The organism is Brevibacillus reuszeri (genome assembly GCF_001187725.1).
In the GTDB taxonomy this organism is placed as follows: domain Bacteria; phylum Bacillota; class Bacilli; order Brevibacillales; family Brevibacillaceae; genus Brevibacillus; species Brevibacillus reuszeri.
Genome location: NZ_LGIQ01000009.1, coordinates 1,641,892 through 1,657,694, shown reverse-complemented (window position 1 = coordinate 1,657,694; position 15,803 = coordinate 1,641,892). Strand labels below are relative to the sequence as shown.

The 15,803-nt window shown below is 45.6% G+C and carries 16 protein-coding genes and 1 riboswitch; of the genes, 4 read left to right on the top strand and 12 right to left on the bottom strand.

What is annotated here, in order from left to right:
• The first annotated feature begins 90 nt into the window (after positions 1-90).
• Positions 91-498 (top strand): hypothetical protein, encoded by a 408-nt coding sequence (locus ADS79_RS22290; RefSeq protein ID WP_049740545.1) that lies wholly within the window; start codon positions 91-93, stop codon positions 496-498.
• A 24-nt stretch (positions 499-522) separates the two neighbouring features.
• A complete protein-coding gene (locus ADS79_RS22285; protein WP_049740544.1) occupies positions 523-1,071 on the top strand; it encodes a hypothetical protein in 549 nt (182 codons plus the stop codon).
• Positions 1,072-1,754: 683 nt separating this feature from the next.
• On the opposite strand, the gene ADS79_RS22280 is transcribed toward ADS79_RS22285, so the two are convergent.
• The 5 genes from ADS79_RS22280 to ADS79_RS22260 all read right to left on the bottom strand — a co-directional run bounded on the left by ADS79_RS22280 (position 1,755) and on the right by ADS79_RS22260 (position 6,571).
• Entirely contained in the window at positions 1,755-2,651 is an 897-nt protein-coding gene (locus tag ADS79_RS22280) for an HD-GYP domain-containing protein (protein WP_049740543.1), read from the bottom strand.
• A 100-nt stretch (positions 2,652-2,751) separates the two neighbouring features.
• Positions 2,752-4,446: a methyl-accepting chemotaxis protein gene (locus ADS79_RS22275; protein WP_049741108.1), complete on the bottom strand. Its 1,695-nt coding sequence runs from the start codon at positions 4,444-4,446 to the stop codon at positions 2,752-2,754.
• Positions 4,447-4,565: 119 nt separating this feature from the next.
• Positions 4,566-4,657, bottom strand: a riboswitch (cyclic di-GMP riboswitch).
• 310 nt (positions 4,658-4,967) lie between these two features.
• A complete protein-coding gene (locus ADS79_RS22270) occupies positions 4,968-5,738 on the bottom strand; it encodes a gamma-glutamyl-gamma-aminobutyrate hydrolase family protein (RefSeq protein ID WP_049740542.1) in 771 nt (256 codons plus the stop codon).
• A 90-nt stretch (positions 5,739-5,828) separates the two neighbouring features.
• On the bottom strand, positions 5,829-6,026 hold the full coding sequence (locus ADS79_RS22265; protein ID WP_049740541.1) for a hypothetical protein: 198 nt from the start codon (positions 6,024-6,026) through the stop codon (positions 5,829-5,831).
• Between the two features lie 2 nt (positions 6,027-6,028).
• A complete protein-coding gene (locus tag ADS79_RS22260) occupies positions 6,029-6,571 on the bottom strand; it encodes a hypothetical protein (RefSeq protein ID WP_236700056.1) in 543 nt (180 codons plus the stop codon).
• Between the two features lie 174 nt (positions 6,572-6,745).
• Between ADS79_RS22260 and ADS79_RS22255 the strand changes: the two genes are divergently transcribed.
• Positions 6,746-7,642, top strand: coding sequence for a LysR family transcriptional regulator (locus tag ADS79_RS22255; RefSeq protein ID WP_049740540.1), 897 nt, complete (start codon positions 6,746-6,748; stop codon positions 7,640-7,642).
• 43 nt (positions 7,643-7,685) lie between these two features.
• On the opposite strand, the gene ADS79_RS22250 is transcribed toward ADS79_RS22255, so the two are convergent.
• The 7 genes from ADS79_RS22250 to ADS79_RS22220 all read right to left on the bottom strand — a co-directional run bounded on the left by ADS79_RS22250 (position 7,686) and on the right by ADS79_RS22220 (position 15,159).
• A complete protein-coding gene (locus tag ADS79_RS22250) occupies positions 7,686-8,651 on the bottom strand; it encodes an ABC transporter ATP-binding protein (RefSeq protein WP_049740539.1) in 966 nt (321 codons plus the stop codon).
• Positions 8,651-9,625, bottom strand: coding sequence for an ABC transporter ATP-binding protein (locus tag ADS79_RS22245; RefSeq protein ID WP_049740538.1), 975 nt, complete (start codon positions 9,623-9,625; stop codon positions 8,651-8,653). Before ADS79_RS22245 ends, ADS79_RS22250 begins: the two co-directional genes overlap by 1 nt.
• Before the next feature lie 34 nt (positions 9,626-9,659).
• Positions 9,660-10,553 (bottom strand): nickel transporter permease, encoded by an 894-nt coding sequence (gene nikC, locus ADS79_RS22240; protein WP_049741106.1) that lies wholly within the window; start codon positions 10,551-10,553, stop codon positions 9,660-9,662.
• Positions 10,554-10,575: 22 nt separating this feature from the next.
• On the bottom strand, positions 10,576-11,496 hold the full coding sequence (gene nikB / locus ADS79_RS22235; protein WP_049740537.1) for a nickel ABC transporter permease: 921 nt from the start codon (positions 11,494-11,496) through the stop codon (positions 10,576-10,578).
• A gap of 61 nt (positions 11,497-11,557) precedes the next feature.
• Positions 11,558-13,099: a glutathione ABC transporter substrate-binding protein gene (locus ADS79_RS22230; protein WP_049740536.1), complete on the bottom strand. Its 1,542-nt coding sequence runs from the start codon at positions 13,097-13,099 to the stop codon at positions 11,558-11,560.
• A 25-nt stretch (positions 13,100-13,124) separates the two neighbouring features.
• Complete coding sequence (locus ADS79_RS22225; protein ID WP_236700055.1) at positions 13,125-14,306, bottom strand: M20 family metallopeptidase; 1,182 nt, start codon at positions 14,304-14,306, stop codon at positions 13,125-13,127.
• 265 nt (positions 14,307-14,571) lie between these two features.
• Complete coding sequence (locus ADS79_RS22220) at positions 14,572-15,159, bottom strand: NAD(P)H-dependent oxidoreductase (protein WP_049740535.1); 588 nt, start codon at positions 15,157-15,159, stop codon at positions 14,572-14,574.
• A gap of 120 nt (positions 15,160-15,279) precedes the next feature.
• Between ADS79_RS22220 and ADS79_RS22215 the strand changes: the two genes are divergently transcribed.
• The gene (locus ADS79_RS22215; protein ID WP_049740534.1) at positions 15,280-15,708 is read left to right on the top strand and encodes a MarR family winged helix-turn-helix transcriptional regulator; all 429 of its coding nucleotides are present in this window, start codon (positions 15,280-15,282) and stop codon (positions 15,706-15,708) included.
• Positions 15,709-15,803 lie beyond the last annotated feature (95 nt).

Here is a 15,803-nt window from a genome sequence, read left to right as displayed (position 1 = left end):
GAGAAGTGTCGATCCAGATGTCACTTACCCTGGTGCAAGTGCTAAAGCAAAACCAGGAAATCATGAAGTTATTTCCAAGGAGGTTTTAAAATGTTAAAAAAATCATCTAGTTTGTTGATATTTTCTCTAGCACTATTTGCTATATCTTCAGCTGCCTATGCCGGCTATAGCACGGTGACTTCTACGGCATCGCTTACTTTTCAAAATAATGTTTCATATTACAAGGTTTTAGGTAAAGGTACAGCAAAGGCTAGTGGCACCGGAAAAGGTCAATATATTCACATAACAGCTACATTAGAAAAGAATGGTGACATTGAAGATATGGATATCGATGACACTACATCCTCTACTTTTTCGCTTAATGTATCTAGTGGGAAAGAAGGCGATCCCGCAACTTGGTATGTACATTCAGATTCTCTTCTTACAAGCGGTCCTAATTTAACTGGCTATGTAGATACTCACAGTGATGAAGTTACAAAAAAACATCCAGGGATATAATAAAAATAGAAAGGGTGAAATATTATGAAGAAAAAATTTACTGTAATCTTTTCATTGGCTTTAATCGGTGCGTCATGCTTTATGATATCAGATATTCATGCTGATCAAGTTGCGTTTGACGCACCTCGAACATTAGAAGAGAAAGAATGGAGTGCGTACGCTGAGAGTGAAGTAAAAGACTACCTTACAGCTTCTTATAACGATGTTTTCAAAACATTTGGACTTGAAATTGATGAATATAGTTATTATGAGAGGGCCAAGTTTATCGATTCTCTTGACGAGAAAGACCGTGGAAATTTAGGTGGGATAGTTTCTTATACACTTGCTGAGAGCAAAATTTTAAAAGTGGGTGACACTCGACCAGGATTTTTTATTAAACCAGGAAAAGAAGATGAAATACTAGTAGTGTTTAAGTCTAAGAATGGGGATAATCATCTTTGTATTTTTGGTAAAGATTTAGAAACTGGTAATTGGAAATTGACGGATAATAAGGTTGAAGAAGGTAAAGTGCAAGAAAAAGTAGAACTCAAATCATTAAAACAATTTACTGTAGAAAAGCTAAACGCAAAATAATTTAAATTTTTGTATTACCATTCCCTCTGATTTTCAGTGAAATGATGCCAAGTCATTTAGATTGGTTGTTTCATTGATGTTCGGAGGGAATTTATTTTGATAAGAAAGCATCTATTTCGTCCAAAAGCAGTGCATTCCTTTGTTGCGTGCACGATTCTAAGGCCGGTAATAGTTTCTACAAAATCACTGGATTCCGTATCATAATCAACTTCAAAATAGTATTCCAATACAGATTCGTTCACTTGAGCTACATTTTGGCAGTGGTCGCATATAAACTGCCTTAAGGGGATTAAGCTGTTTCCCGCTTTCTCTCTTTCGATCTCACCACGAATTTTATTTTGTATTTCGATTCGTTCTGATTCATCTAAAAACGAAATAAAGTCATGAAGTGCCCCTTAATGGAATTCCTCACCCATTTCCTGAGTTTTGAGATAAGTAACATTACCGTACATGTGAGATTTATTGGGCAATGTAACATGCAGGCGGACCCGATAAAGTACATTATCGGTATCCTCGAAGTTTGATTGTTCCATTAGTGGCGTTATTACTACCTCTTCATATCGCATATTTTCCCCACCTATCCTCCATGATCGTGCCTCAGTATGCGATGAAAATCGAGGTAATTCAGTACTTTTTATAAAGGAAACAAATAGCCCCCGCTTCTCTTAACGACGAACGGGGGTTTAACGTGAAAGGATGGATTTAACGTCCTCTTCTTCTTCAATACTTTTGAGAAATATGTCGACAATTTCAGGATCAAACTGTGTTCCTTTATTTTTCCTGATTTGGTTGATCGCATGAGTTAGATTTGATTTATCGCGGTATACGCGATTGGAGGTCATCGCATCGAAGGAATCGGCTATTGCCAGAATACGGGCAATCAGGGGGATTTCCTTCCCCCTGAGCCCATGTGGATATCCTTTGCCATCAAAGCGTTCATGATGGAACAAAATCGCATCCAGGACACCGTTCTTTTTAAAAAAGGTAATATGCTTCACCATCTCATATCCAATTACGGGATGCTGTTTGATGAGATCATACTCTTCTTCCGTTAATCTGGTTGGCTTCATCAGAACGGACTCTGGAATCCCGATCTTTCCGATATCATGCAGGAGGCCGCCCAAGTGAATTTGCCCACATATTCTGGTAGGCAGTCCCATCTGTATGGCAATGTGCTGCGCATACCTGGCTACATTTTCAGAATGCAAGGCAGTATACTTATCTCTGGCGTCTAACGACTTGGCCAGGGTGAGTGTCAAATTGAGCGTGTTTTCTTTCTCCCGCTTATAATATTTAATCGCACTGGAAATCGATAGAATCGCCAAAAAATGAGTTAGCCCCTGAAAGACGATGACATTGGCATGCGGAAAACGAAAGGGCGCATACATGTAATAAAACCAGGTAAGCAAGCCGACAATCACGATTTGCAAGACAATCGTTCTCCAAAAAACAATCCCGGCCACAATAATATTTATGAGATACAAGCCCAGTAAATCTTTATCTGGATACACATATCCATCAACCCACACGGTTCCTATCAAGAAAACAAAATAGAGAATCACGAGTGGGGGATCACACACGAAACATAGCTTCCTTGTTCTTTTTTTCGATAATGGAACCATCATGCACCTTGTTTTTTAGACGTTGTAAGAAAACCTCTGTCGTGGCTTTCTTGCGGTACTAAACCTTGAATTTACCCACTACATGCTGTAAATCTTCGGCCATTTTGGTTAATGACGAAGCAGAAGATGAGATTTCCTCCATAGCAGCCAGCTGCTCCTCGGCAGAAGCTGATACGTTTTGCGATTCTGTCGCTACGACCTTTGAGCCCTCGGATATTTCTTCGATGGCATGCACGATTTGTTCTGTGCTCGCAGTTATTTGCTGGGAGGCTTCTGATATTTCCTGTACCTGTCCTGAAACGGCATCAATGTCGCTCTTGATTTGCTCAAATAATTGTCCGGCAGCATGAACGACCTGAATTCCGCTATCGACCTCTTTCATCCCCATTTCCATCGACGCTACTACCTTATGTGTATGGTTTTTGATGGTGGATACCAGATTCGCAATTTTCTCCGCAGAATGCGTTGATTGCTCTGCCAGCTTCCGCACCTCATCAGCAACAACGGCAAACCCTCTGCCTTGCTCTCCTGCTCGCGCTGCTTCGATCGCTGCGTTCAAAGCCAAAAGATTCGTTTGTGCAGAGATGGCAGTGATAGCCTCTACGATTTGTTCGATTTCTTTTGAATGCTCTTCCATTTCTGTTACCGATATCGCCAAATGATTCATCGTCTCGTGGATCGAATCCATTTGCTTCACAGTTGTTTGGATCGCCTTGTTTCCTTCCAGTGCCTTTTGCGAGGTTTGGACAGATAATGCGGAGGTATACTGCGCACTTGATGCAATTTGCTCTACACCGGAGGACATTTCGTTAATTGCGATCACACTTTCGCCCACGCTGCGTGCCTGCATCTCGGTATTCGTCGTCACTTCCTGAATCGTCATCGTGATCGTCTCCGATGCCTGTGTCGACTGTCCCGCACTCGCTGTCAATTCTTCAGAGGACATCGTGACATGCTCAGAGCTGATACTAATTTGCCGAACCAAGTCCCGCAGATTATCCACCATACGGTTAAAGGAGGCAGCCAGGCTACCGATCTCATCTTGATTTTTGAAGCGTAGCTCTTCCGCTGTTAAATCTCCTTGGGCGATTCGCTCTGCCGCAAGGGATATTGCCACAATCGGTCTCGATATCATCCGTGAGCCAAAATAACCAATCAAAATCGCCAAGACAATCGCGCCAATACTGAGCATGATCACATTCGCAATCGCCGTATCAACTATCTCAGTGTTGCGGCTACTGGCTTCATTCATGGATTGAAGCTGATAGGCGGTCAGCTTTTCTGTCTGTGGGTCCAGCTTTCTTCCATAGGGCAAAACTTCCCGCATATAATAGCTCTTTATTTCTTCCGCAGGCTGATTGTTCTGCACCATCGCAATCAGTGGCTCGTACTTTTGCTTGTATTCCTGATTCATCGCCTGTAATTCATGTAAACCATCCTGGAATTCCTGGATCCGGGAGACTAATAAGGTTTCATTGATCAGAGTCATGACCGTTCCATAGGAAGTCTGCAAATCATTCAAAAACTCCTGCTCACCTGTCAATAAATAACCTCGTAGTCTGCTATTCTCCTTGGCAGCTTCTGCTTGGATCTTTTGAATATTCGACAGAATGACGACTCGTCTTTCAATCAAATCCGTTTCCGCTTCATCGATCCTTTGAAGGTAGTACGTGGAAATCCCACTCGTAATCACCATCAAAATCGCTATGAACAGAAATGCTCCGATTAATTTTTTTCCGATCGTCAATTTCACAATGACCACCTCGCTTTTTGTTAAATAAATTGTGAAAATCAGGAAAAATTGCAACAAAAAAAGAACCCCTTTCCAACTAAAAGGAGTTCTAAACAGATCAAAAAAATCTCGCGTCTGTCGTCGGCAACTGGCTGGCATCATGCATATGATCTGCATCTTAGCCCCTATAGCTTTGCGTCTCCACTTTTCAGTGGGTTTGCCCTTTCGAATGGAAAGTAAACGTATGGAATTAATGACGCAGTTAATAACGATCCCAAATAAGCAAAGAGTCCTACAAATCTGACAAAAAAATCCGGGTTCGTTGGGAATCATACCCAATATCAACCATCATTTTAGTAGGATAGACCTAAAAAGTCAACATTTGTCATACATCCAATACAAAAGTTTGAATTGAGTAATAAGATGATAAATTTCAAAACAAGGGAATAAATGTAAATTTATAGTCAGTGAGGAGCACAGTGGAGAAATAACGAGGAGGTTAAAAACGCGGGAGCACCTTCGCTACCCGCGTCTTTGATAAATTAGCTGCTAACTTGAACACACTCTTGGCTGTTTTTAATGAAGTCGACGAATAGCTGGAACAGTTTGAGCTGCTCCTGCTCCGTTTCGAACATCATTTCCGGATGCCATTGGACAGCGACTAAAAACGGATACTGTTTGTGAACAATCGCTTCGATAATGCCATCCTCTGATATCGCCGCTGCTTCCAAACCATCTCCCAGCTTATCAATCATCTGGTGGTGAAAACTGTTAACAGCCAGTTCTTCTTTTCCAAAACACGGATACAGCATGTGCTCCTCGGACAGCTTCACCTTGTGGGCGATATTCGATTTTGGCGCGAAAAACCCTGCATGATTAATTTCGGTAGGATAGCCTCGTTCAATATCTTGTACCAATGTTCCCCCAAAATAAACATTTAGCAGCTGCAAGCCACGGCATATCCCGAATAACGGCAGGTTTCTTTTCACAGCCTTGTCGAGCAGCTTCAGCTCAAACTTGTCACGGGCAGGATCAATATGCCCCAATCCTTTTTTATACGGCTGTCCATATAGACTTGGACTCACATCGCTTCCACCGATGAACATCAGACCATCCAGTCGATCCAACAAGGAATCGATGTATTCATCTTCGTCAATGAGCGGAATCGGCACTGGAATTCCACCTGCCCGATGAATACTGAGCGGATCATCAATCGCTGACGTGAAATGATCCTGAGCTACGATAAAGCGATGCTTGTTTTCTTCAAAGGCATTGATGTAGTAGGTTGTACAACCGATTAAAGGCTTTGTCACAATCCATTTCTCCTTCATCTGCTGATCTTATGTGAACGATTCTAGGGAAAAAATATAGAGGAAATATCAAAAGATTATGTGATGTATCCCTCATTTATCCTTGTACGCTGTCACTGCGCTTTTCTCTTCGTAAAACAATCTGACCTCTTCGTCAATCTGCCCGATTTTCAAATATCTCGCTTTGTCATCCTGCAACAGCTTTTTAAACGGATGGCTCAGAATCAATAAGAAAAGATATTGATAAACGTTGGCAAAGCGCAAAAAGCCTTCAAATATTTGAGTACCCATTATCAACCGATCTCTTTTATTTGTTTCAGCAGCTCGGAAACTACCTCGGCTATGTTTTGATTGTGTGCTTGTACGTTTTCAAAGACAGGCACAGCATCTCGCAGCAGCTGATAGCTGTAATAATAATAGCTGGTAAAAGGGTGCTCGGCATACCCAGGCGGCTCTTCGTCCTCCCAAAGCAGCTCGTCCTCCTCTTCATCCTCTGGCCATAAAAATTCATCATTCAGCAGTGATGTCATCTGGGCAACAGGCTCCCATTCCTCTACATCTCTGCCACTCAATGCATCGGTAACACACAAATAACAGTTGATTTCTTCCGGCATCACGTCTTCTGGCTGCTTTGTCTTTAGGTCGCGCAGCATAAACAGCAATACCCACGGCGTTACTTGCCAAAGCGTGCTTTGATGCTCAATCAGGTTGGCGATCTCCTCGAAATTCCCCTGATCCATCAATAGTGGCAGCTCGCTCCCCCTGCCATAGGCGGTCGTCAGTCTCTGCCACGGAACCTCGCTTCTTTTGATCTCTTCTAGCATAGGATTACTCACGATCCTCTCCCCTTTTTACGATTCTTCCATGCCTGTATCATAACATTTAATGGAAGGAAAATATTGCAGCATGGGACCCAAATAAATGGTCAGGCAATTATGAACTGATCAAACTTTTCAACTCGTTACCGCTCATGTAGAATAGCCCTAACGGGAAAAGGGGGCGGACAACCTGTGAATGACCAAGACTGGTCCTTACTAGAAGCAATCTACGATGAAAAGAACCTGACGCGAGCAGCTGAAAAGCTGTTCATTTCCCAACCAGCATTAACCTATCGGATTCAGCAAATTGAAATCGAATTCGGAGTCAAAGTGATTTATCGCACCAACAAGAAAATCAGCTTCACTCCAGAAGGCGAATACTTGGTGAAATACGCAAAGAAGATGCTTCTGGAAAAAAGAAAAGCAAAGGATCATGTCCTGAGCATGAGCAATGATGTGCAGGGTTCACTGCGGATCGGTTGTTCGAGCAATTTTGCCTTATATAAGCTGCCTTCTCTGATCAAGCAGTTTCTCGTTTTGTATCCAAAGGTTGAAATCAATGTAAATACGGGCTGGAGCTCCGAAGTAGTGAAATTACTGCAAAATGAAGATGTTCATGTGGGGATTGTCACTGGCGATTACAAATGGCTGGAGGAGAAATCTCTCATCACGGAGGAGCCTTTGTGCATCATCTCCAAACAAGAAATCAGGATAGACGAGCTGCCACGGCTTCCGCGGATCAATTATTTACCGGCCAAAAGTCGTTTGAATCCGACCAATCCGTTAATCACCAAGACAATTGATAATTGGTGGCTGGACCGTTTTAGTGACCCGCCTCTGATCATTATGAATGTAGATAAAGTCGAAACCTGCAAAGAAATGGTCACCAACGGACTGGGCTACTCGATCGTACCTCGTGGGTCCATAACCGATCGTGATGATTTTTACGCCATCGATTTGCACTATCAAAACGGCGAAGCACTGCTCCGAAAAACATGGATGCTTTATCGTCAATCATCGCTGGCGCTCTCTACAGTCGAGCGCTTCGTTACGTATATAAACACTCAGCACTGTCAAAAGACCGAGTAGCCTATTGATCAGGCCCACTCGGTCTTTTTTTTGGAAGCAAAAGCTAATAGAGATGGCACGCTACATAGTGCCCGTTTATATTCTTCCATTCCGGCCTTTTTGTACGGCAAATGTCCATACACTCGGCGCAGCGAGGATGGAAGGTGCAGCCCTGAGGCGGATTAGCCGGGCTCGGCACATCTCCCTGAAGGACGATACGCTCTCTTTTTGCTAACGGGTCTGGCACAGGAACTGCGGATAGAAGTGCTCTCGTATACGGATGCAAGGGAGATTCATATATCTCGTTTTTATCAGCCAGCTCCACCATCCGGCCCAAATACATGACGCCAACACGGTCACTGATATGCTTCACGACACTTAAATCGTGAGCGATAAACAGGTAGGTAAGTCCAAATTGCCCCTGTAAATCTTGCAGCAGATTGATGACCTGCGACTGAATAGACACATCGAGAGCAGAGACAGGTTCGTCTGCTACAATCAGCTTTGGTTCCAGAGCAAGTGCACGGGCAATCCCGATCCGCTGCCTCTGACCGCCGCTAAATTCGTGAGGATGCCGCTTGGCGTGATAACTATTGAGCCCCACGACATGCAGCAGCTCATGGACTCGCTTGTCTTTTTCCTTGCCGGAGTACAGTCCGTGAATCTCGATCGGCTCCGCGATAATTTGACCAACAGTCAGTCTCGGGTCCAGAGAGGCATACGGGTCCTGAAACACCATTTGCATGCTTTTGCGTAATTTGCGCAGCTGGCTATGACGCATGCCCACCAAGTTTTTCCCCTCGTAAATGACCTCTCCCTCTGTAGGCTGCAGCAGCTGCAAAATGGTCCTTCCTGTTGTCGACTTCCCGCATCCGCTCTCGCCAACAAGCCCGAGTGTCTCCCCTTTATAGATGGTAAAATCCAGTCCATCTACTGCTTTTACATGGTTCACGACTCGCTTTAAGAGCCCTTTTCTGATCGGATAGTATTTTTTCAAATTCCTGATTTCGATAAGAGGTGATTTCGCCATCACTGATCCTCCTTTGCCCCGTAGAGCCAGCACCTGCAGGAATGTCCTTCTTCGACTTTTATCAGCTCTGGAACGCCTTCCCTGCAAATGTCTGTAGCGTATTCACAGCGCGGAGCAAACGTACAGCCTTTGCGCAAGGTTCCCGGTATCGGCACACTTCCTTTGATGGAGTAAAGACGCTTCTCAGCTCCATCCAGGCGAGGAATTGATTTCATCAAGCCTTGTGTATAGGGATGCTTCGGATTGGTAAAAAGGGTAACCACATCGGCTTCCTCCACTACTTTCCCCGCATACATGACAACGACTCGATCACACATCTCCGCTACCACCCCTAAATCATGCGTGATCATCATAATCGCCGTGTTGTGTTGTTCCTTTAATTCTCTCATCAAATCCAGAATCTGTGCCTGGATCGTGACATCCAGTGCAGTGGTAGGCTCATCTGCAATCAACAGCTTTGGATTGCAAGACATCGCCATGGCGATCATCACACGCTGTCTCATTCCGCCAGACAACTGATGCGGATACTCGTCCACAATCTGCTCAGCGCGCGGAATGCCGACCAGCTTCAGCATCTCAATCGTTCTTTGTTTGGCTTGCTGCTTGTTGTATTGCATATGGATTTGTACGGCTTCACCGATCTGCTGCCCGATCGTGAAAACCGGATTCAGCGAGGTCATCGGCTCCTGAAAGATCATCGCCATCTCGTTGCCACGTACTTTGCGAATTTCTTCATCGGAGAGAGCGAGAAGATCTCGTCCCTGAAACGTAATCGAGCCGTCGACGACTTTTCCGGGAGTCAGTCTCATCGTCGTCAATGAGGTAACACTTTTGCCACAGCCCGATTCACCTACAATGCCGACCGTCTCCCCCTCATAGACAGTGATATCTACCCCGTCCACGGCTGGCACTACACCCTCATCCGTTTGGAAATACGTTTTCAATCCTTTGATCTCAAGTAATGTCGGTTTCAATGCTGTCCCTCCCCCTGTACAGATGCAAACATATTTACAGCTTCATCTTGGGGTCGAGCGCATCGCGTAATCCGTCCCCCAGCATGTTGAATCCCAAAACCAGGAACATAATCGCCAGTCCTGGCATGGTGCTTACATGGGGAGCGACCCTCAAATATTCTCTTCCTGTACTGAGCATGGCGCCCCATTCTGGCGTCGGTGGCTGTGCGCCCATTCCGAGAAAGCTCAAGCCTGCAGCCGTGATGATAGCAGTGGCGATACGCATCGTAGACAAAACGATTATCGGCGCGATACTGTTTGGAATCACGTGCTTGATAATGATGTGAAAGTGACTGCCGCCCATTGCTTTTACGGCTTCGATATACTCCTTGTCCTTGATAGCTATGACCGAGCTTCGGGACAGCCGGGCAAAGGTCGGCACTGAAAAAATACCAATTGCAATCATGACGTTGACCATGCCGGGTCCGAGCACGCTGACAATCGCCAGCGCCAGCAAGAAGCTGGGAAACGCCATAAAAATATCCATAATTCTCATAATCATCGAATCAGCAAGTCCGCCGAAATAACCGGAGATTGTACCGAGGGCAACCCCGATTACGACCGCGATCAGTACCCCGACAAATCCGGTCATCAACGATATTTGTGTTCCATGTATAATTCGCGAAAAAATATCCCGCCCAAATTCGTCCGTACCAAAAGGATGACTCCAGCTCGGCCCCTCCAGCATGATCTCCATGTTTTGCTCGATGGGATCATACGGAGCAATCCATTTTGCCAGCACCGCGACGACCAAACAGAGAATCACCATCCAAAATCCGAACAACGCACGCTTGTTTTTCTTGAACCGACCTAGCATCAGCTTCCACTGTGACCGGCTGGCATAGGTCTGTTCCGCCTTGCTCTCATCCTGCTGCAGTGCCAAATCTATCTGACTCATGATGTGCTCCCCTCTAATCGTATTTCACGCGCGGATCGACCAAGCCATAACAGAGATCCACAATCAGATTGATGATGACAAAAATGGCCGCGACGAACAAAATGCTTCCTTGGATGGAGGGATAGTCCCGAAATTGGATTGATTGAATAATGAAGCGCCCCAATCCGTTAATGGAAAACACCGTTTCGGTCAAAACGGCTCCACCCAGTAGCGTCCCAAATTCCAGTCCAATAATCGTAATGATCGGGATCATGGCATTTTTGAGGGTGTGCTTGTAAATTACGAGCTTTTCTCTTACACCCTTTGCCCTCGCTGTTCGTACAAAATCCTGATTGATGACTTCCAGCATGCTGGATCGCGTCAGCCGGGCGAGGATCGCAGAAGAAGACAACCCCAAAGCTATGGCAGGCAGAATAAAATGGCGGAAGCCGTCATTTCCCCCTGATGGGAGCAGATTCAAATAGTAGGCAAAGAGCAAAATAAGCATGAGACCGAGCCAAAATACTGGCAAGGAAATACCGAAAAGCGAGATCATCATGGTCGCATTATCAATCAGACTGTTTGGTCTTGTAGCGGAAAAGATACCGGCAAAAAGACCAATCACGACCATGACTACAATCGCCATAACGGTCAAAGTGATGGTCGAAGGAAAGCGTCCCAATATCTCATCGAGAACAGGGCGCTCAGAACGCAGTGATGTACCCAAGTCTCCCTGAAGCAGATGGGACACATATTTCCCGTACTGTACGTACAAGGGCTGGTCCAGTCCCAGGCTTTCTCTTACCACAGCCACTTCTTCGGCAGACGCTTCTGGTCCCGCGATCATACGGGCAGGGTCGCCAGGAACTGCGTGAATCATCAAAAATGTGAGAATAGAGACTCCAATCAGAGTCGGTATCATTTGCAGCAACCGCTTTACTACATAACTGAACAACTGGATGCCTCCTCATCTAAGAGGAAGAGGATGGTTATCCATCCCCCGCCTCATCCATTCGTTATTTTTTTACAGCCTCACGCAAAATCAGTCGTTCTGTATTGGAGCCATAGACGCCCTCTACATTTTTGCGAACCCCGATGAATTGGTTCATTTCCACCAGGAAAATCCACGGTGCCTCTTCTTTAATGATTTTCAGAGCCTCAGCATAGATTTTTTTGCGTTCTTCTTCATTCGTGGTTTTCATGCCTTTGTCCACTAAGCTATCCAGCTCAGCATTGGCGAACAACGTTCTGTTATTGGTTCCATCCGAAGAGAAGTTCGGCCGCAATCCCCAGTCAGCATCGTTCGTCGGAACAGCCCAGCTCAACAAGAAGAGGTCATAGCCTGATTTTGGATCGTCGATCGCATCCTGGTACGCGCCCCATTCCCATTTACGGAACTCAACTTGAAATCCAACCGCTTGCAAATTCGCCTGAACAAACTCGGACAGCTGGCGATCCATCAAATAACGACCTTCTGGTGTCCATAGCTTGATCGTTGTACCAGGCTTGACTCCTGCTTCGGCGAGTAGCTGCTTCGCTTTTTCCGGATTGTACTCATACGTTCCTACTGGTGAGAAGCCCCAGGTGAGTTCGGAAATGGCAGCTTGCGTCGGTTTGGCATTTCCCATCATGATTTTTTTGACGATGGTTTCCTTGTCCACCGCGTAGTTCAGCGCTTGGCGTACTTTCACATTGTCAAACGGAGCCTTTTGCGTATTCATCCCCATGTAAAGATTGCGATTGCTCGGGTACATGTTAACAGCTACTTGATCACTATTTTTCAACCGCTCAATATCGGTTGCAGGCACTGGAAGAATAACATCTGCCTCACCTGTTTCCAGCATGAGCGTACGTGCAGCATTTTCCACGACCGGCTTGATTGTAATCGATTTCAATTTTGGCTTTTCGCCCCAATAATCCGGGTTGGCTTCCAGCACCAGCTTTTCACCGGAAATCCACTCTTTGAACTTGTATGGACCTGAGCCGACAGGAGCTTTGCTGACTCCCTTTCCTTTTTCTGCTGCATTCTTCGGACTGTGAATACCGCCATTCGGGTGAGCCAGTGTCGCGAGAATCGGAGCATACGGAAACTTCAGGTGAAACGTCACCTTATACTCACTATCCATGGACACGTTGTCGATGAAGTCCGCGAAAAGAGAGCGTCTTTTCAGTTTATTGTTCTTATCTAAAATTCGATCGAAGCTTGCTTTGACCGCCTCTGCATTTACTGGCGTACCGTCCTGGAATTTGGCGCCCTCGACCAGCGTAAACGTCCATGCTTTGCCGTCTTCTGATGAGCTCCATTCCTTTGCAAGCTCAGGAACGATTTTCATATCCTTGTCAAAGGTAACGAGCTTGTCGAAAATCAGCTCAGTCGCATGTAGCGAAATACCATCAGATGCATCCTGCGGGTCCAAGCTGATTGGTTCTGACCCGAGAGCTACCACTAGATCCTTGGGTCCTTCCGCAGCGCCTCCCTCTCCTCCAGATGCATTGTTTCCACAAGCAGAAAGAACGACCATGAGTGAAGCAAGCATGAATGAAATCAGTTTTTTCAAACAAATCTCCCCCTGTTTGATTTCTCTAAGGCAGCCTGCTGCCTTTTGCCACCAAAAACTCTTTTTGAATTTCCTTGAGAACATCCGGCTTAGTAATCAGATCATAGCTGGTTGCGGCAATCGCTTTTGCTGCTGCAATAATCGCTGCATGACCGTCTTCGCTTTTTCCTGCCTCAACCCAGTCACGTGTATGATTGGAGACGCCGAATGGGACAAAAGAAACGCGCAAGCATGCCCCAGGCACACGATGGGTAACGGTACTAAAATCAGTGGAGCCAGTACTTTGACGCGGCGGTGTAATTTCTCTGGCCCCCGCCAAACGGGCATTCTCCAGCAGCAAATCATTCAGGCGCTGTACATTCAGTTTGTTGTCCAATGCCTTTCCTTCGTGAATCGTCAGCTTCGCTCCAACTGCCAGTGCTGCTCCCCGGGCAACGTTATACACCCGCTCTACAACGGTATCCAGATAGGCGCGATCAGCAGCTCTGATGAGAAATTTCGCTTCAGCACGCTCTGGAACAATGTTGGGGGCCGTTCCGCCATCGGTAATTATACCATGTATTTTTACGTCAGACCGAACATGCTCCCGCAAGTATTCAATCCCATTAAAAGTCAGAAGAACGGCATCCAAAGCACTTATTCCTTGCTCTGGGGCCACCGCCGCATGGGAAGCCTTTCCTTCAAAAACAAACTCCACCGAGTTGATCGCCAGCGACTTTCCATCTACTGTCGTGCGGTCTCCGCCGTGCATCATCAAGGCGACATCCAGGCAGTCAAACAACCCTGCTTCTGCCATCGGAACCTTCCCGCTCGTCGTTTCTTCCGCTGGGGTCCCGTATACGATAATCCTTGCAGGCAACTCACCCAGATTGTTGCGCAGAGCGATTGCCGCACCCGTAATAGATGAAGCTTGCAGATTATGGCCGCAGCCATGTCCCAGTCCTTCCAAGGCATCGTATTCACATAAGAGGCCAATCACAGGACCGCCTTGTTTGTTTTGATAGGTAGCCGTAAAAGCTGTCGGCAGACCCGCTACTTCTTTTTCAACCTGAAACCCATGATCCGCTAGTGTGCTGGTTAGCAGCTCGACTGCCTTAAACTCTTGATGCCCAAGCTCAGGATTATCATGAATGTAATCATTCACCTGAATAATCAGGTCCCGCAAATCCTCGACAGTGCTGTAAATACTCTCTTTTGTCTGAATCACAATGTACCTCCATCCATTTCATCACCGCTATCTAAATCGTGACAACGTTTTCAAACTCACTGGTGAACGGCTCTCTTTTGGCCATGCAGTATGGACCTCATCACTTCAGCTCGTTTTTCTTTGCGCTATGTTCAAACTACTACGATTTCTTATAGACAGTAAAATAGAACGGCTTTATGATGGTCTTCAAAAAATTCTATGATTCACGTCACTGAACGTAAAAAAGCCAGATCAACATACTCGTCGTCTGGCTTTACTCCCTGATTTAACTGGCGATCCTTTGGAAATAACGATAGATTTTCTCTAGCTTTTCCGCGTGCTTTCCGTTTGGATTCTCCATATTTCCAAACTCGAAAAACTTCACTTTTTTCATCCCCACGTATTGAAATACGGCTCTTTTCATCAGTATTTTGTGCGCGTTATTCAGGAAAAACAAAGGATAATGTGTCGGCCCCATCATGGAAGAAATGCACACGACCGATTTCCCTTTCAAAAGACCTTCTGGCAGCAGTCCGCCTTTGTCCCTGTAGGCAAAATTGGCTGCAAACATTTGGTCGATATACCCCATAAGCATCGCGGGTGGTCTGCCCCACCATATCGGGTACACAAACACAAGCTTATCCGCCCACGTGATTTGGTTCCGATACTTCTCCAGCGCGGGATCACGGTGCATATCTCTTCTTCGTTTTTCTTCATTAAATACGAGCAGAGGATTAAAGCCTTCTTCGTACAAATCTAGTACCTGTAATTCCTCGATAGCAGGATTTTCCTTACTCCCCTTGATCACCTTTTCCAAAAAGGAATAGCTGAGACTCTTGTGATTCGGATGGGTGTAAATAACCAGCAGCTTCACGATGCACACCTCTTTATTTATCATTTGATAACTAAATCATACCACCTTGCTCTTTAATTATCAAATGATAATTGTTATTTGATAATTTGTTTGTTATCTTGGCAGTAAGAGGTGTTCAATGTGAACCAAAACGATGTATTTTTTAAATTTGTCGCATTCACAGCTTCCCTGCATCGTGTTACGCACGAGTTAACCAGAGAAGCCAGGCCAGACTCGATCACTCCTGTGCAGTACAGCATCCTTGAGCATCTGGCGGTCAGTCAGCCTGTTACTCCCAGCCAGCTCAGTGACTGTCTGCATATTTCCATGCCCAATACGAGCCGTGAGCTGAGAAAACTGGCAGAAAATCAGCTTATCGAAAAGGTCGAGGATCACGTAGATCGGCGAAAGCACTACATCCGTCTTTCCAAGGAAGGGCAGCATGTGATGGATGAAGCTTTTGCCGGAATTAAAGCCCGGTTTTTCAATCTGATCGAACATGCCTCCCCCGAAGATGTCGAGGAAATGAAGTGCGCACTCGATGTTCTCCAGAAGCATCTGTTTCAGTAGCTCCTTACATTTCCCCCAATCATTAGAGCAAACCCCAACCTTTTGATAAATCTTGTAAAATTTTCACAACCCTATCCAATTAAATGGTAAAATAC

Coding starts and splice junctions, on each gene's coding strand:
- ADS79_RS22250 (WP_049740539.1), bottom strand. CDS start 8,651: ATGGCGAAATCACCTCTTATCGAAATCAGGAATTTGAAAAAATACTAT.
- ADS79_RS22285 (WP_049740544.1), top strand. CDS start 523: ATGAAGAAAAAATTTACTGTAATCTTTTCATTGGCTTTAATCGGTGCG.
- ADS79_RS22290 (WP_049740545.1), top strand. CDS start 91: ATGTTAAAAAAATCATCTAGTTTGTTGATATTTTCTCTAGCACTATTT.
- ADS79_RS22265 (WP_049740541.1), bottom strand. CDS start 6,026: ATGGGTACTCAAATATTTGAAGGCTTTTTGCGCTTTGCCAACGTTTAT.